General features: G+C 57.4%; 14 protein-coding genes and 1 pseudogene. 9 read left to right on the top strand and 6 right to left on the bottom strand.

Annotated features, from left to right (window positions below; genetic code table 11):
- Positions 1-7: 7 nt before the first annotated feature.
- From AC07PT_RS21900 to AC07PT_RS21890, 3 genes and pseudogenes are all read left to right on the top strand, one after another.
- Positions 8-1,063, top strand: coding sequence for a DMT family transporter (locus AC07PT_RS21900; RefSeq protein WP_494658079.1), 1,056 nt, complete (start codon positions 8-10; stop codon positions 1,061-1,063).
- A gap of 231 nt (positions 1,064-1,294) precedes the next feature.
- The gene (locus tag AC07PT_RS21895) at positions 1,295-2,317 is read left to right on the top strand and encodes a sensor domain-containing diguanylate cyclase (RefSeq protein ID WP_494658078.1); all 1,023 of its coding nucleotides are present in this window, start codon (positions 1,295-1,297) and stop codon (positions 2,315-2,317) included.
- A gap of 315 nt (positions 2,318-2,632) precedes the next feature.
- Positions 2,633-2,767, top strand: a pseudogene (locus AC07PT_RS21890) (IS66 family transposase); the annotation flags it as partial.
- Positions 2,768-2,991: 224 nt separating this feature from the next.
- Here AC07PT_RS21890 and cysC read toward each other — a convergent pair.
- Complete coding sequence (cysC, locus tag AC07PT_RS21885; protein WP_494658077.1) at positions 2,992-3,531, bottom strand: adenylyl-sulfate kinase; 540 nt, start codon at positions 3,529-3,531, stop codon at positions 2,992-2,994.
- A gap of 81 nt (positions 3,532-3,612) precedes the next feature.
- On the opposite strand from cysC, the gene AC07PT_RS21880 reads away from it, so the two are divergent.
- Positions 3,613-4,440, top strand: coding sequence for a sulfotransferase family protein (locus tag AC07PT_RS21880; RefSeq protein WP_494658076.1), 828 nt, complete (start codon positions 3,613-3,615; stop codon positions 4,438-4,440).
- A gap of 96 nt (positions 4,441-4,536) precedes the next feature.
- On the top strand, positions 4,537-9,000 hold the full coding sequence (locus AC07PT_RS21875) for a putative Ig domain-containing protein (RefSeq protein WP_494658075.1): 4,464 nt from the start codon (positions 4,537-4,539) through the stop codon (positions 8,998-9,000).
- On the opposite strand, the gene AC07PT_RS21870 is transcribed toward AC07PT_RS21875, so the two are convergent.
- The gene (locus AC07PT_RS21870) at positions 8,948-9,292 is read right to left on the bottom strand and encodes a hypothetical protein (protein WP_494658181.1); all 345 of its coding nucleotides are present in this window, start codon (positions 9,290-9,292) and stop codon (positions 8,948-8,950) included. The two genes, AC07PT_RS21875 and AC07PT_RS21870, sit on opposite strands and share 53 nt — an antisense overlap.
- A 1,867-nt stretch (positions 9,293-11,159) precedes the next feature.
- Between AC07PT_RS21870 and AC07PT_RS21865 the strand changes: the two genes are divergently transcribed.
- Positions 11,160-12,215: a MerR family transcriptional regulator gene (locus AC07PT_RS21865; RefSeq protein ID WP_494658074.1), complete on the top strand. Its 1,056-nt coding sequence runs from the start codon at positions 11,160-11,162 to the stop codon at positions 12,213-12,215.
- Positions 12,216-12,633: 418 nt separating this feature from the next.
- On the opposite strand, the gene AC07PT_RS21860 is transcribed toward AC07PT_RS21865, so the two are convergent.
- Together AC07PT_RS21860 and AC07PT_RS21855 are read right to left on the bottom strand one after the other, a co-directional pair.
- Positions 12,634-13,272 carry a response regulator gene (locus AC07PT_RS21860; protein WP_494658073.1) on the bottom strand — a complete coding sequence of 213 codons (639 nt, stop codon included), beginning with the start codon at positions 13,270-13,272 and terminating at the stop codon, positions 12,634-12,636.
- Positions 13,265-15,004 (bottom strand): sensor histidine kinase, encoded by a 1,740-nt coding sequence (locus tag AC07PT_RS21855; protein WP_494658072.1) that lies wholly within the window; start codon positions 15,002-15,004, stop codon positions 13,265-13,267. Before AC07PT_RS21855 ends, AC07PT_RS21860 begins: the two co-directional genes overlap by 8 nt.
- 207 nt (positions 15,005-15,211) lie before the next feature.
- Here AC07PT_RS21855 and AC07PT_RS21850 point away from each other — a divergent pair, with 207 nt between their 5' ends.
- The 3 genes from AC07PT_RS21850 (at position 15,212) to AC07PT_RS21840 (ending at position 19,602) form a co-directional block, all read left to right on the top strand.
- Positions 15,212-15,583, top strand: a complete 372-nt coding sequence (locus AC07PT_RS21850) for a response regulator (RefSeq protein WP_494658071.1) — start codon at positions 15,212-15,214, stop codon at positions 15,581-15,583.
- Between the two features lie 92 nt (positions 15,584-15,675).
- The gene (locus AC07PT_RS21845; protein ID WP_494658070.1) at positions 15,676-17,301 is read left to right on the top strand and encodes a methyl-accepting chemotaxis protein; all 1,626 of its coding nucleotides are present in this window, start codon (positions 15,676-15,678) and stop codon (positions 17,299-17,301) included.
- Between the two features lie 327 nt (positions 17,302-17,628).
- Positions 17,629-19,602 (top strand): methyl-accepting chemotaxis protein, encoded by a 1,974-nt coding sequence (locus AC07PT_RS21840; RefSeq protein ID WP_494658069.1) that lies wholly within the window; start codon positions 17,629-17,631, stop codon positions 19,600-19,602.
- A gap of 83 nt (positions 19,603-19,685) precedes the next feature.
- Here the strand turns inward: AC07PT_RS21840 and AC07PT_RS21835 are convergent, their stop codons facing one another.
- Positions 19,686-22,421, bottom strand: a complete 2,736-nt coding sequence (locus AC07PT_RS21835; RefSeq protein ID WP_494658068.1) for a diguanylate cyclase domain-containing protein — start codon at positions 22,419-22,421, stop codon at positions 19,686-19,688.
- Positions 22,422-22,809: 388 nt separating this feature from the next.
- Positions 22,810-23,142 (bottom strand): IS30 family transposase (locus AC07PT_RS21830; RefSeq protein WP_494658067.1); only part of this gene is annotated, 333 nt, incomplete at its 5' end.

Genomic DNA, 23,142 nt, shown 5'->3' with positions numbered 1-23,142 from the left:
GTGCTCTATGACGACCCCAATGCAATCTATGCCTGCGCTCAAAGGCGGCATGCTGGCCTTGCTGGCCGCAACATTGTTCGGTATCAGTACCCCGTTGGTGCAGCGGCTGGGCCAGGGTGTCGGTCCCTTTACAACGGCTGCACTGCTCTATGCGGGAGCGGCCCTTGTTGGCGCTTTCTCACGTCAGCCGACGGAGCGAGAGGCCCGCCTGTTGCCGTCGGATCTGCCTCGCCTGCTTGCAATGGCGCTCTTTGGGGCTGCGGTGGGGCCGGTGGCCTTAGCTTGGGGTTTGCAACATACGAGTGGCACCGGGGCGTCCCTGATGCTGACGGTGGAGGCATTGTTCACTGCGCTGCTGGCTTGGTGGCTCTTTGGGGAAACGATGGATCGCCGAGTTGCCACCGCGGTGGCCTTGCTTCTGGCTGGTGGTATCGCACTGGTGCTGGAGCAGGGCCAGAGCGGCCATAGTCAGTTCTGGGGGCTGATGGCGGTCATGGGCGCTACGGCGGCCTGGGGACTGGACAACACTTTGTCGAGAGCGCTGGCCGAGCGCGATCCCGGGCAAGTGGTGCTGGCGAAGTCAATGTTTGGCACTGTCACAACGCTTGCTTTGGCGGTGCTGATGGGAGAGCCACAGCCATCAACAGCTTCGATCCTGGGTTTGCTGGCGGTGGGAGGCAGTGGCTATGGCTTGAGCCTGCGCTTCTACCTGCTCGCGCAACGTGCCTTTGGGGCGGCTCGCACGGGGTCGGTGTTTGCCTTTGCTCCGTTCATCGGTGCTGCACTCGCGTTCCTGCTGGGAGATCGCTCGGGCGGGTGGGGCATGCTCCTGGGCGGCGCACTGATGCTGTTGGGGGTGGCAGTTCACCTGATGGAATCACATCACCACGAACATGACCATGAGGCCCTATTGCATGAGCATGCACACACTCACAACGATGGGCACCATGACCACGAGCATGAAATCGTGCCCACCGGGCCGCACAGTCACGTACATCGACATGATCCGACGCGGCACAGCCACGCCCATGTGCCGGATGCCCACCATTCACACAGTCACTGATGTTATTGCGTGCGCTCTGCCTTGCTCTATGTCTGCTATCTGCAAACACGTTTAGCGACCGCTTCTGGCTTATCTCGGTCATCGTAGCAGGCACGGACCAAGGCCTCGTGCACGTGGCTCGTTACCCTGCGATCTCTGGGCCTGGCCAGCCACGTTCGCCTAACCCGTACGACGGGTCCCAGTTTGCGGTCGGTTGCTAGATTTTCTGGAATGGCATGCCAATAATTCGGCATGGATGATTTTCTCGATCGGCTTGTCGCCTCCGTCACATCTGCCAGGTCCCTGGAGGATTTGACACGCCCCTTGTTGGAGATGTTGCAGACTATCAGTGGGTTGGACTCGGCTTATCTCACCGTGATTGACCTTGAGAAGGATGAGCAGCGCATCCTGTTTTCCCACAACACCCGCACCATGAACATACCTGAAGGACTCGCCGTTCCTTGGGGTGATACGCTTTGCAAGCGGGCATTGGATGAGGGGCAGCAGTTCACATCCAATGTCTCGGACTGCTGGGGCGACTCCGAGGCTGCAAAGGCCCTGGGTATCGAGACCTATGTGAGCACCCCGGTGCGCCTTGGGAACGAAGCACTTTTTGGAACGCTTTGCGCCGCGAGTACCCAAAGCCGACTGCCCAGTGGTGAGGTCGATCGGGTGCTGGCGTTGTTTTCCACCTTGATCGGTCAGCACATCGAGCGAGAGCAGCTCTTGCGCCAGCTTGTGTTGGCGACAGAGCAACTGGCGCAACATGCGAGGACCGACGCTTTGACTGGCTTGCCGAACCGCCGTGCGTTGTTGAGTGAGCTGTCCAGATTGCTCGCCCATTGCAAGCGTGATGGCTCTCACCTGCTGATTGCATACATCGATCTTGACGGCTTCAAGGCGATCAATGACACCTATGGGCACGAAGCCGGTGACGCGTTCTTGACTGAAATTGCTCGTAGGTTGAAGGTTGGACTGCGGGGTGAGGATCTGGCGGCACGAATCGGTGGCGACGAATTCGTCGTGGTAGGCCTGGGGCCTTCTGCTGCGGTAGAGGCTGAGGGTGCGGGAGCGAGGTTTTCGGCACGCGTCTTTGGGGCGACGAAAGGCTGCTTTGTACTCGGCAGTGAGACGTTGGACTACGCTGGAGCGAGTGTGGGCCTAGCAGTGGTCGCGCCCTCTGCAACAGATGCCGAACATGCGCTTAGCTTGGCTGACAAAGCCATGTACGTGCGCAAGAAGCTTCGTCGGATTCAGGTAGCGGAGCATGCCTAAAAGGCGCTGGGAAGCAATGGAGCAGGAAGCCGACTTTGCATGTTCCGATGCGTTCCCATTGGCTCAGAGGTCAACCCAGGCCGATTCCGGCTGATCGGTCGTCCGGGCGAGATACCGCACGGTGGGCGTGCTCAGCGCCTTCTTCGCGGGTATGACCAAGCTTGGTCCAGGAGTTGTCCACAGAATCGGTGGACAAAGCGGATGCGATTTCACGAAAAGGCCGTCGCAGCTTGCCCGACGCAGGATGCTTAAATTTTGTGCAATCCCGATTCCGGGGGGGGCAAGTAGCAACGGAACGGCGAACCGACTTATGGGTTGACCAAGCCGCTGTGGGAGGACCTCCACCAGTGGCTCAGCCTGGAGCGGCGCCTCGTCCCGGATGGCGGCGCCACCGCCAAGGTGATCGACTACACGCTGGGGCACTGGGCGGCGCTGACGCGACACCTGCAGGACGGCGCGGTGGCCAACTGCATGATGGTGGGCCTGCCTCGCCTGCCCAGCTTGATGAAGAGCTCAACGGCTCGGATTCTGTCTTCGTAGGAATACATGAACTACCTCTTGGTAGTCCAAGTTTTCGTCCGCATCCCCCCTGAAATGTCTGGATGTAAAATGAAGATGCTGGCCCGCTGAGTTCGGGCCATGACTTTCCTTGCGGCGCGGAATATTTCAGCCGGCTAAGGCAACAACGCCGTCAAGCAGGCAATCCCCTCAGGCAGGGTCAGAGCCTCAGTGTCTAGGCGCACCACAGGGTGCTCCGGCGTTTCATAGGGGGCCGAGATACCTGTGAAGTTGGCCAGGCTGCCGGCCCTGGCCTGCCTGTAAAGGCCCTTGGGATCTCTGGACTCGCAAACAGCGAGAGAGGTGCTGACATGGACCTCCAGGAACCTCGATGCACCCACGATGTCGCGGGCCAATTCGCGGTCGGCCCGCCGTGGTGAAATCAGCGCGCAAATCACAATCAGGCCAGCATCGTTCATCAAGCGGGCCACCTCGGCGGTGCGCCGAATGTTCTCGCGCCGATCCTCGTCAGAAAATCCCAGATTCTGGTTCAATCCGGCGCGCAACTCATCACCATCCAACCGATGACAAGCCCAACCGCCTTGTTTAAGGCTTTGGTGCATTGCCAGGGCCAGGGTCGACTTGCCCGCACCGCTGAGTCCCGTCAACCAGACCGTGCACGGATTAGCGCGTTGCTTCAAAAAGAGGGGTTCCATAGGCGTTGGGCGAACTGCGAAAAATCGACGGCCGAAAATTCTTCAACTGTAAATAATGGACTTTACTTTAGGATGTGAGTCATGCCCTCCATGCCCTCTATGCACTTCATCTCTGGGTTGCCTCGTTCTGGCTCCACTCTGCTCTCCGCTTTGCTTCGGCAGAATCCGCGTTTTCATGCTGGTATGAGCAGCCCGGTCGGAGGTCTGTTTCTCAACATCATTAGCAGCCTCAGCGCAGGTAGCGAATTTGGCCCCGTCGTCAGCATCGAGCAACGCCGCAACCTGCTGCGCGGCCTGTTTCATAGCTATTACCTGGACCAAGCGGACAAGGGCGTGATCTTCGATACCAACCGCCTATGGTGCGCCAGGCTTCCTGCTTTGCTGGACCTTTTCCCCCAGGCCAAAGTAATTGCTTGTGTGCGCAATGTGGCGTGGGTCATGGACAGCATCGAGCGCAAGTTCCGCGAGAACCCCTTCGAAAATACCCGCCTCTTCAATGATGACGTCGAGCGCAACACGGTTTACAGCCGGGTTGAAACCTTGGCCCAACGCAACCGCCTGGTTGGATATGGCTGGACTGCACTCAAAGAGGCTTTCTACAGCGAACAAGCCAGCGCGTTGCTGCTGGTCGACTACGAGTTGCTAAGCCAAGCCCCCCACAAGGTGATGCCGTTGATCTACCAATTTCTCGGTGAAGAGCCCTTTGAGCACCAGTTTGATCGCGTGATTTACGACGCGCCCGAATTCGACGCAGCTCTCGGGGTGGCCGCCATGCACAAGGTGCGCGAAAAAGTATCTTTTGAGGCACGCCGAAGTGTCTTGCCCCCAGACTTGTTCGAACGCTACAACGACATGAGTTTCTGGAAAAACCAAGATGGCTCAGCCGCCGGTGTCATTACTGTCAAGTAAGCCCGACCACACAGGTAGTGAACAAAAAAGCCCTGTGACCGAGCTCGCAAGAAGCGCTGGTCACAGCGCAACACCAAATCCACAGGGAGGAAATCCATGCATCAAAACACCCCCAACAAGCAAGAATTTGATCAAGACGAGAGCGGCTTATTGAGCTTGCGCCCTGGCCCTATCAGCTCGGCGTTGATGCTGGCCTTTGGTGGTGTGCTGATGTGCCTCCCGCTGGGTGCCCATCCCTCACAGTTCACCCCAGGATTGCGCACTGAAGATCCGATTCATCTAGCGCTGGGCGAAACTCGTGATGTCGTCTTTGTCGATACCCATTTGCTGAATTGGCCTCTCCTGGTAAAAGCCGTCAAGCCCGGAGCACAGGTGCACCTGCTCGACCCCGAGCAGGATGAAGTGGCCCAAATGGCCCAAATATTGCGCCAAACACGAGGCCTTGCCTCGATCTCTCTGCTGTCGCATGGGGCGCCGGGCCAACTGCAATTGGGACAGAAAGTACTGAATCGGACCAGCCTGCACCATCATGCAACTGACCTAGCGACCCTAGGCCAGGCGCTTGGGCCTCAGGGTGATTTGTTGCTCTATGGGTGTGACGTGGCCTCAGGCCTGGAGGGAAAGCGCTTCATTGAGGCCTTGTCACAGGCCACGGGCGCGGTGGTGGCCGCTTCCAATGACCGCACCGGTCACAGCGGCAATTGGGATCTCGAGATTTCCACGGGTCAGGTTGTGGCACAAGGCGGGCTGGACCCTGTCCAACTTCAAGCCTACGACCAGGACCTGGCTACTCTGGTGGTGACTACGGGAGCAGACAGCGGGGCGGGATCGCTTCGGTCAGCCCTCACCAGTGCGGTCGCTGGTGACACTATCAATTTCAATGGATCGATGACCGTCGCTTTAACAAGCGGTGCCTTGGTGATCAATAAAAACCTGAACATCGACGCTGGCAGCAGCACGGTTGTGATCGACGCTGGCTATCTCAGTGGGGTGCTCCAAGTCACCGCGGGTCAGAGCACACTCAACAATTTGACCATCACCCATGGGCTGCTTTCCGGGAATGGCGGTAACGGCGGCAGCCCAGGCCAAAGCCAGCTGGGCGCTGGCATTTATGTGAGTGGCGGAAGCATAACTCTCCTCAACGTAACCGTCACAAAGAACGCGGCAACTGGTGGTGGCGGTGGCGGAGGCGGCGCGGCATTGAACGAGGGCTTTGGCGGTGGTGGCGGAAGTGGCGCCAACGGCGTTGGTGGAGCCACATCCGGGGTTGCAACCGGACAGTTTACCTACAACCCGGTATCCGGCTCAGGTGGTTCAGGTGGCACCGCGCAAGGCACTTATGGTGGCCATGGGGGCACGGCCGCTGGTGGTGGATTGGGAGGTAGCAATGGCGGAGGGTTTTACGCCGGCGGAGGCAACGGAGGCACAGCCGCTGGTTTCGTCACTGTTGGTGGTGGCGGTGGCGGTACAGGGTTCGACGCGAGCGGAGGCAGCGGCGGTAGCGCCGTTGCGGGCATTCATATCGCTTCGGGTGCGACCGTTAATGTTGCCAACAGCACTTTCTCCAACAATCTCGCCGCCGGTGGGGGGGGCGGCGGAGGGGGCGGCTCGGGCAATTCGAGCGGGAACGGAGGGGCGGCGACAGCATCAATTTATGTTTCCAGCGGTGCGACCTTGCACTACCAGTCCAGCACCGTCACCCTTTCTGGTGTCGCTGGAGCAGGCCAGGGCGGAGCTTCATTCAATCTCGGTAATGCCGGTGCCACGGGCACGGCCACTGTCGGCGTCGGCGGGCCAGGGACGGTAGATTCTAATTGGTTGCCGCCCTCCGCTCCAATGGCTACAACTCAGGTCAGCAGCCAGACACTGACCCAGAATCACGCGGCATCCTGGACGCCGGTGTCCGGATCGGGGGGCAGTTCGTCATACGACTACAGCATTTCGCCAACCTTGCCTGCCGGCCTGAGCTTGAACTCTTCCACAGGCCTAATTTCAGGCACGCCAACAACGACCAGCGCCGGCACCTCTTATACGGTCACCGTCACGGATACTTCCACCTTTCTGACGGGCACAGCGAGCTTCTCCTTGGCTATTGACGCGGCGCCAGTTGCAACTGCCTCAGCACCGTCCTTCACGATCGGGACAGGCGCTGCCACACCCTTTGTGCCTGTCAGCGGCAGCGGTGGTGTACCATCTTTGAACTACAGTATTTCTCCGGCATTGCCCACAGGGCTGAGTTTTTCTAATGGTAGCGGGCAAATCACGGGCACGCCGTCAGCGACCAGCGCCAGCAGGTCTTACACCGTCACCGTGACTGATGCCAATGGAGCCACAGCCACCGCAACATTCTCACTACTGGTCGACGACGCCGTCGTGGCCAGTCAGGCCGTAGCGTCTGCCACCCTGGTGAGCAACCGTGTGGCCACCGCATTTATTCCAGTCACTGCGAGCGGTGGCAATGGCATCTACAGCTTCGCGGTAACACCTGCCGTACCCAGTGGCCTGACCTTCAATACCGGCACGGGTCAGCTCAGTGGAACCCCCACAGCGGCCCAGTCTGCCACCACCTACACGGTCACCGTCAGTGACAGCTATGGCCTTCAGGCCAGCAAAACTTTCTCCCTCACGGTCTTCCCTGCGGTCATCGCCACACAGGCGGTGGCAAGTAAAACCTTGACGGTCAACGCTTCAGTCACGGGCTTCGTACCGGTCAGTGGAACTGGCGGTTCAGGAACGCTGACGTACGCAGTGTCGGGCAGCTTGCCAACAGGACTGAACTTCAATACCAGCACCGGGCAAATCACTGGCACACCCACAGCCGCCAGCCTGTCAAACAGCTATACCGTTACGGTCACCGACAGCAACAATGTGAGCGCCACGGCCAACTTCAACCTGACCGTGAACAGCGCGGTAACCGCCACCCAGGCCATAGCCAGTGCGTCGCTGACAACCAATCGCGCGATAACCGCCTTCACCCCGGTCACCGGCGCAGGCGGGTTCAGTACCTTGAGCTATGCGGTTTCTCCTGCCTTGCCAGCAGGGCTCAGCCTAAATACCAGCACTGGCCAGGTGACTGGGACGCCCACCGCTGCAAGTTCAGCTACCACCTACACGGTGACCATCACGGACAGCAACAATGGCACGGCTACCGCCAGCTTCAGCCTCACAGTCAATGCGGCGGTGACGGCCACCCAGGCACTGGCATCCAAGGCTCTGACAGTCAACCAAGCCGTGACCAGTTTCACCCCGGTGACCGGTTCAGGTGGTACCAGTTCTTTAGTTTACAGTGTCTCGCCAGGGCTGCCCGCAGGCCTGACTTTAAGCACCAGCACAGGGGCGATTACAGGAACCCCGACCTCGGCGGCCTCCTCGGCCACTTATACCGTGACAGTCACTGACGTGAACAGTGCCACGGCCAGTAACACGTTCACCCTGGTGGTGGATGCGACTGTCACCGCCACAACAGCCATCTCCTCGACCATGCTGACGGCTAACCGTGCCGCCACCGCGTTCACTCCTGTGACCGCCAGTGGCGGTGCACCCAGTCTGGTGTTCAGCATCACCCCAGTACTACCAGCAGGATTGAGTCTGAATACCAGCACCGGTCAAATCACCGGCACGCCCACCGCTGCCAGCAGCGCGCAGGCTTACACAATCAGTGTGGTGGATTCCAACAGCAGCAGCGCCAGCGCCAACTTCAATCTGGCTGTAGCGTCCGCCGTGCTGGCAACGCAGGCCGTGGCCAGCACCACATTGGGTGTAAATGCAGCAGCGACCACCTTCACACCGGTCACAGGCTCTGGCGGGGCTGGCAGTTTGACCTACAGCGTGTCGCCAGCCTTGCCGGCAGGCCTGAGTCTGTCCAGCAGCAGCGGCGCCATCACGGGCACACCCACCGCGACCAGTGCAGCATCCTCTTACACCGTGACCGTGACGGACACCAACGGTGCCACATCGACGGCCAACTTCCAATTGGCGGTGGTGGTGAGTGCCTTTACCGGCAACACGCCAGGTGTGCCGGCGTCAGGTGGCTCCGGCGCCATTGGGGCGGCCACCGGCTCTGCCATCATTTCGGTCAGTGGGAGCAATCCCTGCGGTTTCTCATCCGCTCAATTCGTCACACCGGCCTCAGTCGGGGGAACGCTCCCGGCTGGCTATACAGTGGCGCAAAGTGCCTTCCAGTTCAATACCACCAACTGTGGCACTGGCGCAGTGGCCAATTTGAGTGTCACCTACACTCAGGCCATGCCCCGAGGAACTGTGCTCTATAAGTACGGACCGCCAACACCCGGGGCCGCTCAGTTCACATGGTTTCCCTTGACCAATACGACCTTAAGTGTTGATGGCAAGACTTTCACTTACTCTATTGGCGATAACGGTGCAGGGGATTCTGATCCCACTGTTGGCGTGATCAATGACCCTGTGCTCCCCTTGATTCCTGCCAGCGATGCCCTTGCCTTAAGCGTTCCCACCCTGTCTGAGCAATTGCAAATTGTGTTGGCAGGCCTCATAGCGCTCCTGGCTTGGTGGCGTCGGCCGACGTCACGGGCCAGAAGCTGATAAGTGCTCGTCCCTGAAAAATTCGAACTCCAAGCTGAGCACCAAATAGAGGCGCTATCGTGGGCCGTAAATAGAGGATGGCACGCGCCCAGTTCAGGACAAATTGGGCCAAGCCAGCCATCCCCGACAAACGCCCAAAAAGGCCAATGCCCTTCTTGGCGATCATCCTCAGCAGCCAGCGCAGGTTGTAGCCCGCCGCGCACAGCACCGCGTGCAGGCTGTCGCCCTCTGGCCACTTCAAGTGACGGCGGTTCAACAGGTGATCGCTCTTGAGGTGGCCGATGATGCCCAACCGCCTGCTTGAGGAACTGCTGCCTCATCGCTGGACCCTGGGCCAGGTCTGAGCGCATCGTCGCCGTCAAGGTGGCGCGGCTAGCCGCTCACCCATAGCCCGCCATCGTGCGGATCTCTTTTTCCCTGAAGGGAAGTTTCTATGCCCTCCAAGGTCATCGATTGGCAGTCAAGGTGACTCAGCCAGACGCATACGGAGCGTCTGCCGACGCACTCCACCAGTCGCATTGACGAACTCCTTCCGCATCGCTGGACGCCCGTGAGTCCGGCGCATTGAGTCTTGGCTTGGGGCGAGGCGAAGGCGATACTCAAGCGAACTCGCTGCTGTCCTGCAAGCCGCGAATGATGGACTCGAAGTCGGGCGCGACAACCGTACACGCATGAAGAATCCACACTATGAATCGCTGGGACGGCGCATGCGCGAGTAGGGGGCCTCTTGTTTCTAGTGCAATTTAGGACGATTCGGAATCGAGCATTCCTGCGGGTCTCCGGGCTTCGTCCTCTTTGAACCCGCATGAATACTGGGTTCTCTGACTCCCTCCTAACATCTGAATTTGGGTTTGTCGCCACGAGTCCTTCGCAACGGAGGAGATGGCGCATGAGCTAGCTTGGCCTGGGGAGTTATCCACAGATTCGGTGGACAAAGCTGATGTGATTTCTCGGATAGGCCGCCCCAGCTTGCTTGGCCCGGAGTGCTGAAATTTTGTGCAATCACGATTTTCGGGGCGAACGGCAGCGGAACGGTGGACTGGCGTAAGGCAAGCATCTTGCCTTGTCTGCAGGCCTCGGGCGCAGCGGACCATCGGGTATCAATGAGACCAATGTGATACCGACGTTGGCGGATGGTGGCCCTGCTGGGGGCTCACAGATCTGGAAGCCCGGAGGGCTGCAGCTGTTGGTGAACGGCAGTGCGTTTGTCTCTGGCGCAAGGAACGGATGCACGAGGCCTTGGCCATGCTCTGCGGAAAGCACGCCAATCCGGCAGGCCACCACGCGCTCCAGGAGTTCAAAACTCACGAGGAGGACTCGACAAGCGTCACGAGCGCTCGGCCGCGCCGACCGAGTGAAGAGCCCGACTGACTTTGCTGGCAGTCTCGACGGACTTTGTTTGTGGAGGGCAAAGGTACGCTCAACGGCTGTTACAAACCGCCCTACTCGCCTTTTACATATAATTTTTACTTAGCGATAATTACAGTTATCGGCAAGTAAGTGAGTGGGGGGAAATTAAAATTGGAGCAGGGGGTGTTCGGACGTTCACAACAGAGAAGTTGTGACTATTCCGCAAGAGAAGTTGTGACTAATGCCTATTTTTGCCGAATATATGCTCAAAATAATACTTTTCTGCATAGATCTTGGGAGAATTCAAGCGAAGTTGAGTCCCATTGGCTTCGTTTTTGTCCAGATTTCCGGTCAATTCAAGCGAAGTTGAGACTCATCAGCCTCGTTTTTGGTCAGATTCACAGCCGATTCAAGAAAAGTTGTGACTCATCAACGGGCGGTGACTGGCGAGAGGTCTAAAGCTATGGTGTGCCTCAGACTATCTTTCAATGGCTTCGCATCCAAGTTCGTTGCTTGGCGTTGTCTGCATCTATAGGTCACCGGCATTCGCAGGATGGAATTGACGAGCTGCTACCAGCCTGGAGCTGTTTTTCGTCTTGAGACGTCGGCTCTACAGCGATTGCTGACCTTGGCGCTATGCTTGCGGAGGGCTGATATCGGCCAACTCCGGACATTCGAAGCCTGGCTCCAATTGCGCCAGAAGCTGACGCTCGTGAGCTTTCTTCAAAATCCGCTTGCCCCGACCCTTGCGGCCGCCTTTATAAAAAACATCTTTCGAAATGCAGAAAGGTGGATTTGTGAATAGTCGAATGCGATTCCTGAGCCCTTCAAGCGCAGCCAGACGGCTCGGCGTTTCCGTGAAGGCACTGCGTATCTACGAGCAACGTGGTCTGATGACGCCGGCGCGCTCTGAGGCTGGTTGGCGGTCTTACGGCCCAGCGGAGATGCAGCGTGCAGGCGAAATTGTGGCCCTGCGTGCGCTGGGCCTGAGCATTGCGCAAGTTGCAAGTGTCTTGGAAGGCGAGTCCGAGGGACTTGAACCTGCCTTGGCCTTACATCAGGCCGCGCTCGAAGGCGACGCGCGTCGACTTGCCAACACCATCGAACGCGTTCGTGGTCTGCGAGCCAAATTGGACAGCGGGCAGAGGCCCACCATCTCAGAGTTGACCCGCTTGCAGCCTTCGACCAGTGGGCTGAGCGTCGAATTTGAACTCCCCTGGCCCTGGGGTGGAGAGCTTTTCCAGTTGAACGACATCCCTCCACTGAACTACATCGTGGGTCCGTTAGGAAGCGGAAAAACGCGATTGGCCATGCGCCTAGCCCAGGCGCTACCGTCGGCGGTATTCCTGGGCCTAGAGCGGGTCACGACAGGCGATGCGAAGGGGAGCCTAGCTGCCGACCCGGATCTAAGACTGCGCGTCAACCGCGCGATTGATTGGCTGGTTGAAGACGGCGCAGTTGTCTCCGAGGCTCTAACCGCTTTGCTGGTCGGCCTTGAGGTCGAAGGCCCGACCATTCTGGTCGTCGACATGGTTGAGCACGGACTTGATACACCCACTCAACAGGCGCTGTCTGCCCATTTGCGTCGCCGCATGTCCGTGGAACGTCCACTCTTTTTGATGACACGCTCCTCTGTCATTCTAGATTTGGCTTCTGTTGGCAAGGGAGAGTCCATTATTCTTTGTCCAGCGAATCACAGCCCGCCCATTCGCGTGTCGCCCTATCCAGGTGCTGCCGGCTATGAAGCCGTCGCAACCTGTTTGGCAGCGCCTGAGGTGCGCGCACGAACGGAAGGCGTCATTGCATGGCGGCCTCAGGGGCGTCAACATGATTTTGGGGAAGGGCACCTTGCAGTTCGTTGCTAGCCGACTTTGCCGCGTGGAGTCATGTGCGTATCCGGCAGAATTCGGCCAGTAGCGGTCTCCTGGACTTGTCGAGCGAATTGCTGCAGTAGGCTGGGTGAGGTCGGAGGCTTCCCGGATTGGATGTCGGCTTTCGCCGAGTTCGGTCGTTGGGACCTCGATCACATACGCTCGGGAAATTCTGGGGAGACACATGAGATTTCAGAGGTCCCTCGTCATACCCCTGGCCCCAATGTCCTGTACCAACCAGGCATTGCACAGCTCATGTGATGTTGAGGTACAGGCGACATCAGCATCTCAAGATCGGGCAAATCCTTTGTCGGGGCGTCCATCCTGCAATCGTCGCAGGTCACCGAGTCCATCTATCGAAAGATCCGCATGCAACGGTGACTCGGAGCACAGATACTCGGAATTTCGTATTTCACCCGAGGCTGATGCCATGAGCCAAACAATACTGAAACAACTCTCGATTGTTACTCACCAGTAGCTTTTCCAGAACTCGTGATCGGTAAGTCGTCACGGTTTTCGGTGATAGGTGCATCAGTTCACCAATCTCTGTCAGGCGCTTCCCTTCAGCCAGATAAATCAGTACTCGGTATTCCTGTGTCGACAACGCTTCATGTGGGGCCTGTCGCCCTTGCCCCAATGCTAGCTCGGCAATGCGTTCGGCCTGACTGGACGTGATGTATCGTCCCCCAGACGCGATCCTCTCAATGGCCTGAACCAATTCGGTGGGCGCTCGATCTTTCGAAAGATAACCATTGGCGCCCAATTGCAGAACGCGTTGAGCATAAGCTGCCTCGTCGTTGAGACTGAGCACTAGCAAGCGCAGGGCAGGCGCCAATCGTCGCAGCGTACTTACGGAATCAAGGCCCGAAGCGTCCGGTAGATTGAGGTCGACCACGGCAATATCAAAGCTTTTTACGACCACCAGATCACGTGCGCTTGCCAAAGTCGGGGCCGTGTCAATCGACGCTTGGGGCCATCGTGCCAGCAAGAGCTGTTGCAGGCCCAGTTGCACGATAGGGTGATCTTCAACCAGCAGGCAATGCTCAATCATCCTCGTGATTCTCTATCGTCAGTGGGAGAAAAACCTGAACCAGGAACCCTTGTCCGGGTAGGCTCTCGACTTGCAATTCACCATCCATCAATCGGGCTCGCTCGCGCATGCCTGATAGACCAAAATGTCCGCTACTGTCGTGATTCTGCGCCAGTCCTTGCCCATTGTCGGCAATCATCAGTAGGTAGTTTCCTTCTGGTGTGACCTGACCTGTGATGCGACAGGTCGTCGCTCTAGAGTGGCGCAATACGTTGGTGACCGCTTCCTGCACAATCCGGAAGCACGCGATTGTCTGACGAGGGCTCAGGTGGTCGGCATCGTGCACGACAACTTGGGTGTCAATTTTTGCAGGTCCGAGGACGGTCTTGACCCAATCTTCGACAGCGGTCTGCAGGCCAAGATCATCGAGCAGTGGGGGGCGAAGCTCAGCGGTGATGCGCCGTGACGTGGTGACGCCTTGGTGCAGGGCCTCCTCTAGCAGGCGACGCTGGGAGGAAGACATGGCTGAGGAAGGCAATCCGCTGACCAGCATGGAAACGCCCGTGAAGATCGCACCGATCTGATCGTGTACTTCTCGAGCGATGCGTAGACGCTCCTGTTCGATATTGTCTTCCTGCTGCTGTGCAAACTCAGTCAATTGCCTCTTGGCTGAGTCTAGTTCAGCCGTTCGTTGCTGAACCTGATTCAGGATGGCCTGCCGAAAGATATCTGCGTGCGCCAAGCTGAATCGGAGGTCATCTAGTTCGCGGATTCCACTGGTTTGAGCAGGCTCCAGACCTCCGTCGATAGCACGTCGCGCATCATCGACGACAGATTCCAAACGCTGAGTGATTTGGCGACTGAGAAATAGGACAGTCAGTGTCAATGCGGCTAAGGTCCCCAGCGCCATGAGTGCAAATTGAATCATTTCCATTCGCAAGGGGGCTGACAGAACCTGGACGGGGACAGCCAGTGCGACGGTCCAGCCCCATTGACCAATCTGACGTGAGGCCGACAGCGTCTCGATACCCTCTTTCGTCATGGCCGGCCAGGCCGCCTTTTGTGGATGGGCGATGGCACGCAGGAGATCAGATCCAGCCGGTTGGCCGACAAACCTTTCGGGTGAGTGACTACGGGCGACCGTGATGCCATCCTGATCAAAGATCCCAGCGATCCATTGAGCGGGCATGTCCTCAGTTCGAATCAACCGCGCCAATGTATCGATCCCGAAGATGCCGCGAAGGCAATAGACCACTTGGCCATCGAGAAAGACAGGAACGTTCAGCGCCACCACTTGACGCTCTCTGATGGGCGAGTTGAAGGGTTTGGACAGGTTGGGGCGACCGGTCTCGAAAGCCCGGTGTACCGAGTCCAGTTGCGTGGCGGGCAATTTCGTGCCGAGGGGTCGTAACGTCAGGAACACCAGCTGATCATTGCGGTCGATCAAGCTGATCGCCGTCAGCCCCTGCGAGAACTCTTGCACGCGCTGGGCCAAAGCGTAGACGCCTGCGATGTCATTCGCCAGCATGGCATTGGACACGGCAACGGTGGTCAACGCACTGACCACCCTCTCCAGACTGATCTGGGCAGTCTGTGCCAATTCCTCTGTTTCATCTACCAAAGCGATTGCGAGTTGACGCTCTCGCTCCTCGGCGTACTGGTAGGCCGAATAGCCGAAAAGGGCCATCAAGGGCAACGTGGGCAGCAATACCAGAGCCCAAAGCCAGGTGGAGATGGAGTGGGTGTATCTCATGCGTGTGATCCGGCCTATGTCTGTTGAGAAGTGCTCCCCCCCCGTCATTCGACAGTCTAGTTGGAACGCATTGAGCGATCAGTGTAGGTTTTCCCTCTCAGGCAAATCGGTGTTCCCTTCCATCCCCATGAGGCAATGCCTGCTACTGCGTTGTTCTGTACCTGGGCACAGTTGGGACCAAGGAGCCACGTTCGTCAGTGGGAGGGCATGAAAGTCGTTTTGGTAGAGGACTCAGCGTTGATCGCAGCTCAACTGATCGACCGACTCGGGCGCGAGCCCACAGTTCGAGTTGTGGGGCATGCGGTCAGTGAAGACGATGCCGTCCAACTCATTTTGAGCACCCAACCTGACGCCGTCATTTTGGATTTGAGCCTGAAGCCGGGAAGTGGCTTGTCTGTGATTCGGCGTATTCGTGCCACAGGTTGTACGGCCCAAGTGCTGGTCTTGACCAATTTCACTCATCCAGAGATGCGCAAAGCGAGTTTCCAAGCAGGTGGGAGCCACTTTTTTGACAAACACACCGAGGCCGAAGCCTGCATCCAAATGCTAACCACATTGTCATCGGACAGCGATGACTGACCCATCCCAAGACCCTTGGTACTTCCGACCAGTTTTTCAGGCGAGTCCAGGAGTCGAAGCGCTCTTTTAGCCCCAATTATCCAAGTTCATTCATGAGACAGAATACCCCCGTCACAGGCCGTGAATTCCAATTTCCTCAGAATTGCGAGACCCTGATAAGCGTCACCGATCTTAAGGGGCGAATCACATTTTGCAATGAAGCCTTCATCCAGGTCAGTGGTTTCAGCAGCGCGGAGCTTCTGGGCCAGCCTCACAACATCGTTCGGCATCCTGAAATGCCGGAAGAAGCGTTTCGCGATATGTGGGACACCATTCAACGGGGCATGCCGTGGGTGGGACTGGTCAAGAACCGTCGCAAGAATGGCGATCATTACTGGGTGGTTGCCAATGCCACGCCTGTACGCGATGGCGACACCATCACGGGGTATCTGTCCGTTCGTACGCCCGCAAGCCGCTCGGAAATTGAAGCCGCAGAACGGCTCTATGCACAACTGAATCACCAAGCTGCGCAAGGGCGTGGCAGCTTGCACTTGCGGCGCGGCCGCCCCACATCCAACTCCATCCTGGGGCGGTTGGGACGTCTTTACAGAAGCCTGTTGCCATGGCGGTTGATCTATTTCCAGGTTGGCGGGGCCATCACGGCGATTCTGTGCGGTATGTTCCTCACCCCCTGGATGGGCGTCCTGATATCCACGTTGGTGGTGATATTGACCTGCCATTGGACATTGAAGCGAGTGCTGCGTCCATTGAACCAATTGTTGGATGATGCCCGCCGCATCGGTGCGGGTGATCTTGCCCATCAAGTCACACTGAATTCAAATGGGGTGACCGGAGATCTGCAACGTGCCTTGCGTCAACTGCAGATCAATATCCGCACGGTGGTGGCTGACGCACGCACCGACATTGGCTCATTGAAGTCCGTCATACAGGAAATTGCACTCGGCAATCAGGACCTGTCGGCTCGCACAGAGGCTCAAGCGAGCAATCTGCAGGAAACGGCGGCCTCGATGGAGCAGATGACAGAGACCGTGAAGCGCAGCGCGGAGTCCGCCCAAAAAGGAACTGAAATTGCGTCCAACACTGCCGCGGTGGCTCAGCGCAGCAACGAAGCAGTTCATGCCGCAGCGGACAGCATGGAGGCGATCAGCGAATCGTCCAAGCGCATTCACGAAATCATTCAGGTGGTCGAGGGTGTTGCGTTCCAGACCAATATCTTGGCGCTCAATGCCGCAGTGGAGGCTGCGCGTGCCGGCGAGAGCGGACGAGGCTTTGCCGTGGTGGCCGCAGAAGTGCGCTCATTGGCCCATAGAACCGCTCAGGCTGCCAAAGAGATTAAAACGCAGATCCAGGACTCCAATGCTCGTGTCAGCCGAGGCAGCGACCAGGTCAGTGACGCCAAACACCGCGTAGCAGATGCTTTGGAGTCGGTGGGACATGTCAGCGAAATGCTTGCCGAAATCAGTGATGCCGCCAAAGAACAGCACCTGGGTATCCACCAAATCAACGATGCCGTCACTCAAATGGATGCATTGACGCAGCAGAATGCGGCCCTGGTGGAGCAACTGGCTGCGTCGGCCCAGTCGTTGACACGGCAGGTGGAGACGGTTCTGTTGTCCACACGCGTGTTTCGGCTTCAGCACGGTGAAATGACCGTGTCTCAACTGGATGCAACGAATCTCCGAAAGGCTTATCGCATGCTTGAAATCGCTGCTGGCTAGGAACCCCGCCTGGGCCTTTTCTCAACTTCCGCTGAAAATTGCAGACAGACCCTTAGATGACGCGGGTTGCGTTAGTGCGCTTCGCTACGAGGAAATTCTTGATTCAGCTGACCAGGTCAGTTCTTGAAGTTCCAGACATCAAATGGGTGCTGCGGTTCAAACAGCTCTACCGGCTCATCGCCTATCGTTTTCCCCAGCCTAACGAAGTTCAAGCCTGGCACACCAGATTCCGGTTCAGAATGAATCGATCTGAAGCTCTCGAAATCAAACAAGGCTAGGTGGCTGCCGACGGTACGTCAGTGTGGTGCGCCGGGCTGGAGACAAGACATGAAATTCATCATTGCCAAGCTTCAATCCTTAGGTTTGGGCGCACGGCTGTCCATCGGCAACTTCTTGCTGGTTGCGACCCTGTTGGCGCTCTTCCTGCTTGCCATCACCATCTCCATCTCCCGTGCCATTGAGGCCCGCGCCGGCAGTGAGGTACTGGGGAGCACAAAACTGCTCACTGGCTTGATCGCTTCTTCAGACAAGGACCTGCGCATCCGCACTGCTGCATTGGCCAAGGCCTTGCAAAGCATCTTGCATGGCAGTTTGACAGTGGATCCAGGTCCCATGGATGTGGCGGGGCGCGCCACCCCGGTCTTAAAACTGGACGGAGTACCGATCAACCTCAACTTCCAGATCACAGACCACTTTACGAGCTTGACGGGTGCCGTCGCGACGGTCTTCGTGCGCGATGGGGATGACTTTGTCCGGGTCAGCACCTCTCTGAAAAACGACAAGGGCGCGCGCGCCATCGGCACTGTGTTGTCGCATGAACACCCCGGGTACCAGACCTTGCTCTCAGGCAAGTCCTATGTCGGTCTGGCCAACCTCTTCGGGCGGCGTTACATGACCCAATACGACCCCCTGAGGGATGCCAGCGGCAAAGTGGTGGGCCTGTCCTTCGTGGGCATCGACTTTTCTGAATATCTGGCCTCGCTAAAAGAGGCGATCCGCAAACTCACACTTGGAACTTCAGGCTACTACTACGTACTCAATGCCCAGCCAGGTCCAGACTATGGCACCTTGGTCGTCCACCCCGCGCTGGAGGGGCAGAGTGTTCTGGAGTCCAAGGATACGGACGGCCGCTTCTTCATCAAAGAGATCATGGAGACCAAGAATGGCCTGATCAAATACCCCTGGATCAATGCCCCATTGGGTGAGACAACACCACGTGACAAACTGGTCGCCTACACCTATTACGCGGACTGGAACTGGATCGTGGCCGGCGGTACTTATGTGGATGAGTACCTGGGCGAGGTTCAGCAACTGCTGCACTACTTCGAGTTGCTCGGCATGGTGGTGGTTCTGCTGCTGTCGGGGGGGTGGTACGTGCTGATCCGCAGGTACATCGTGGCGCCGATCGCGCAGGTCAGCCAAGCCGCAGAAACCCTGGCCAGCGGCGACCTCACGGTCCAGTTGGATGAGTCGCGACGCGACGAGATCGGGCATCTGATGCGGGCCATGAACCGGATTGGCAAGGGCCTCACCGGCGTGGTCCAGGTGGTCCGGCAGAACTCTGAGAGTGTGGCGGCCACTAGCTCCGAAATAGCCATGGGCAACCAGAATCTCAGTTCACGCACCGAAAGTCAGGCAAGTGCCCTGGAGCAAACAGCGGCATCTATGGAACAACTTGGTGCCACCGTGAAACTGAATGCCGAGCACGCCCACACCGCCTGCGATCTGGCGGTCACGGCCAGTCAGGTGGCGACCCGCGGCGGTGAGGTGGTGAGCGAAGTGGTGGAGACGATGCGCGGCATCAACGACAGCTCACGACGCATTGCCGACATCATCGGGGTCATTGACGGAATCGCCTTCCAGACCAACATCTTGGCCCTGAATGCCGCTGTCGAGGCAGCCCGCGCCGGCGAACAGGGACGGGGCTTTGCCGTGGTGGCAGGCGAGGTGCGCAGCCTGGCGCAGCGCAGCGCAGAGGCCGCAAAAGAAATCAAAGCATTGATTAGTGACAGCGTTGAACGCGTAGAGCGTGGCAGCGGCCTAGTGGACCAGGCCGGCCGTACCATGCGGGAGGTGGTCGACGCCATCCAACGGGTCAGCAACGTTGTGACAGAAATCAGCACCGCGAGCATGGAGCAAAGCTCTGGTGTGGCTCAAGTGGGTGAAGCAGTGACTCAGATGGACCAGAGTACCCAACAAAATGCTGCCTTGGTCGAAGAAATGGCGGCAGCGGCATCCAGCTTGCGGAACCAAGCGGATGCGCTTGTAGAAGCGGTGTCGGTTTTTCAATTGGCGGACTAGCCCGTCAATACGCATCCAGACCTAACAGACCATCGCGCAACGAAGAAAAGCCGAAGAGCTTTGGACCACCGCAACCTCACTTGTCACAGGGAAGCGTTGCCAAGCAGTGAGTGCCTCTTCTTGTTTTTGTACATGGCCTGATCCGCCTTGGCAAAAAGTGCGGCAGGCTGTGTTGCATCGGTCGGATAAAAAGCGACCCCGACGCTGGTGGAGACAGATACCCACTGGCCTCCTTTGAGTCGGATGGGCTGCTTGACAGCCAACAGTACGCGCCTGATCACCAATTCAGCTTCGTCACTCTGACCTAAATTCGTCAAAAGGAGTGCGAACTCGTCTCCACCCAAGCGGGATGCTGTGTCGTTCGCTCGGACAGCCGCTCGCAAACGCCCACCAATCTCCTTGAGTACTTCATCTCCGGCTTCATGGCCATACTGGTCATTGATTGGCTTGAACCCATCCAGGTCCAAATAGCACAGTGCAGTCAATGTGCCCAATCGATCATTGAGGGCCAATGACAACCGAAGGTGCTCAGATAGAAGCAGGCGATTGGGAAGACCTGTCAATGAATCATGAAACGCGATGTGCTCTACCTGGGCCTGGTACTGCTTCATCTCAGATATATCTTGGAGCAGCCAAAGGCTCTCGCCAGTTTCCTCTGATAGACGAACACCGCTGATGTCGAGCCAGATGGCATCGCCATTCTTCTTGCGCATGCTTGTCTGCTTGCGAAAGTGTTGGCCTGCGCTCAAAACTGGGTATGCCTCCAGTCCGAAATCCTGATAAGCCTCTTCAGAGGCGTACAGGCACGCAGTATCGATGCCCAGAAGCTCTCCCGTTTCATATCCAAAGATACGTTCGAGAGCCTTGTTTCGCCAAATGATTTTGCGATCCTTCAGCTTTGCAATGCCCAGCAGGTCGTTATCCAGCATAGCTTCTTGCTCAGCGTTCAACTGCCGCAACTGGTAGCGCATGATGTACAACTCGGACACGTCATACATGATGGAACGGCTCATCAGGAATCGGCCATCGACATCTCGAAGGGCCGTCGCAGCAAGGCTAACCCGTCGAGTAATTCCATCCCGCCCGATCAAGTTGAACTCGATTGGGCCCATTCGCCCTTGCTCAAGGAAAGTGGGGAAATTGCCCCAATAAGTGTCCTGGCCAGCCTCATCGAGATAGTCCACCAGCCGGGCCTTGCCGAGAACGTCCGTCCGCGCCGCCCCCATCCAGTTCAGTGCAAGATCATTGACCCGTACGATGACGCCGTCAGCGTCTACTGAATAGTAGCCACAGGGTGCTTGGTTATACAGATCCTGAAATTCATCAGAGACCCTTTGCACTTCGACCTCAAGCTGCTTGTTCGCGGTCACATCACGTCCCACGGTCTGCCATTCGCGCAACGCACCTTCCGAATCAAAGTATGCACGATTGACAAATTGACACCAACGCACGTCACCCGAGCCCGATATGACCCTGTTTTCAATCTCCAAAGTAGGCTGGTCTGGTGTGATGGTCGCCAATGCATTTTCGACCTTGCTCAGGTCATCTGGATGGACCACAGGAGCCCAGATCTGACCGAGAACATCCTCCCGTTTCAAGCCGAACATGCGGCAATAGGCGTCATTCACGTAGCTCAGTGTGTTGTCTGCATTGAAGCGACAGATGAGTTCGGTTTGATCCTCCAGGATGCCTTTGTATTGGAGTTCTCTGAGCGCGATCTCGGCGGTTCGATCTCTAACCTTTTGCTCGAGGACCAGGTTGGCTTCGAGTAACTCACGCTTACTTTGCAATAGATGGTGCGTCATCCGCCGCAGTGCGTTGCGAAGGCGGGCAAACTCGACGGTGCTAGCTTTGATGTTGAAATCGGTTCCATGTCCAGTCTCATCCAGGCGCGTAGCCTCTGCTGCCAGCTGTTCGATTGGGAGACTGAAGCGCCTAGCCACCCAATAGGTCATCAGCATGAGCAAGACAGTCAATCCAACTGACCACTTTGCGATTTCAACGTGCATCTGTTTGATAGGGGCTAGTGCAGCGGCAATCGGCTGGCGTACCACAATCGTCCAACCTAGACTTTGGATGGTCGTCGTTGGAAGGGCCAAAGTTGTCGTCAAGAATTCTCTGTCCGAGCCCCAGCTGACCCTAGCGAACGTTCCGTACTCAGGAAGTGGGGTTTTGGGCTTCTGGTCATCTCTGATGCTTTTCGGATGAAGAAAGTCACCATTTTTGTTAACTATCAGAATTTCCAAATTTTCCGCGTGGGGCAATCCCTTCAATGCATTGGCAATGACACCAGTTGCCCACTCCCAATTGAGGTGCGCTCCCAGAACGCCGCGAATGACGCCATCTTCTCGACGGACTGGTGAAGCGAAGTCTAGAAAACGCAATGGCTCAGCTTCAGGATCTGTGCGCAGATGCTTATCCAGCAGTATCGCTTCGTGGGCGTCGCCACTGTAGGGACCTTTCAGTCCTGCGCCAAACCAAGGTCGTTGCGCCACACTTTGATGAATTAGGAGCCCGCCTGTGCTTGATTGAACTTCGCCATAGACGTCGGCGATCCCTATCCACGAGTACGCAGGAAAGGACTGTTGAATCTCTTCAAAGTGCCCCTCGATCACCGCCGAATCTAATGGGCCTTGGGTGAGCATGGGGTGGTGGCTCAACAACACAATCTCGCGCTCTCTCTCCCGTAGTCCTTCTGCCAACGCCATCGCAATTGGTTTGCCGGCCATGACCAAGACATCAGAGTTGAGGCGCGTGAGTTCCTCAGTGCGATCATGGTCTAAGTAGGTCGCAACGATAAGTGCGATTACCAGCGACATGCCCCCAAACAATAGGGTCAGTCGAACTCTGGAAGTCCGAATCCAAAACAGGAACTGGACGGTGTTTCGCATTGCCTGAAAGCCCCTTGCCTCTTCGTCTGGAGGGTATTGGCACTGCCCTCATCTGGTTCCAAGCGTATCCTGTCGCACAGGCCGCTTCAATAAGTAGATTCATCATTTTGATGCATTGACCTGCAACTTAACTGACAAATTTGACGAAATGACGAGTGGGTTGATCGTTCTGTGGGCCACAGGCGGTTGGCGCCTGGTGCCGTGGCCCGCTATGCCCGCGAAAGTGGACGTTGGTGAACCGCAGCCAGGAGACGGCTCCCGCTGGCAAAGCAGACATCTGCAGCCGATGTGTGAACGACAGCAACGGGCGGCGGATTCAACCGGTCGATGCAACACATTCTTGAAACATCTCGGCCGGTGTCCGGTACCCCAGTGTCTTTCTCGGCCTTTCATTCAATTGTCGGGCAATTGCGTCGAGTTCGGCCTGCGAATAGATGGAGATGTTCAGGCCCTTTGGTAGATATTGACGGATAAGACCATTGGCGTTCTCGTTACTGCCGCGCTGCCATGGACTTTGGGGGTCGCAAAAATAAACCTGTATATCGGTCGCAACCGTAAACCGCTTATGAGCGTGCATTTCGGTTCCGCGGTCCCAGGTGAGTGATCGATACAATTCTGCGGGCAGTTGGCTTGCGTGTCTGATCAACGC

The sequence above is a fragment of the Curvibacter sp. GW821-FHT09D12 genome (assembly GCF_059416245.1).
This window is presented reverse-complemented; position numbering and strand designations above follow the sequence as displayed.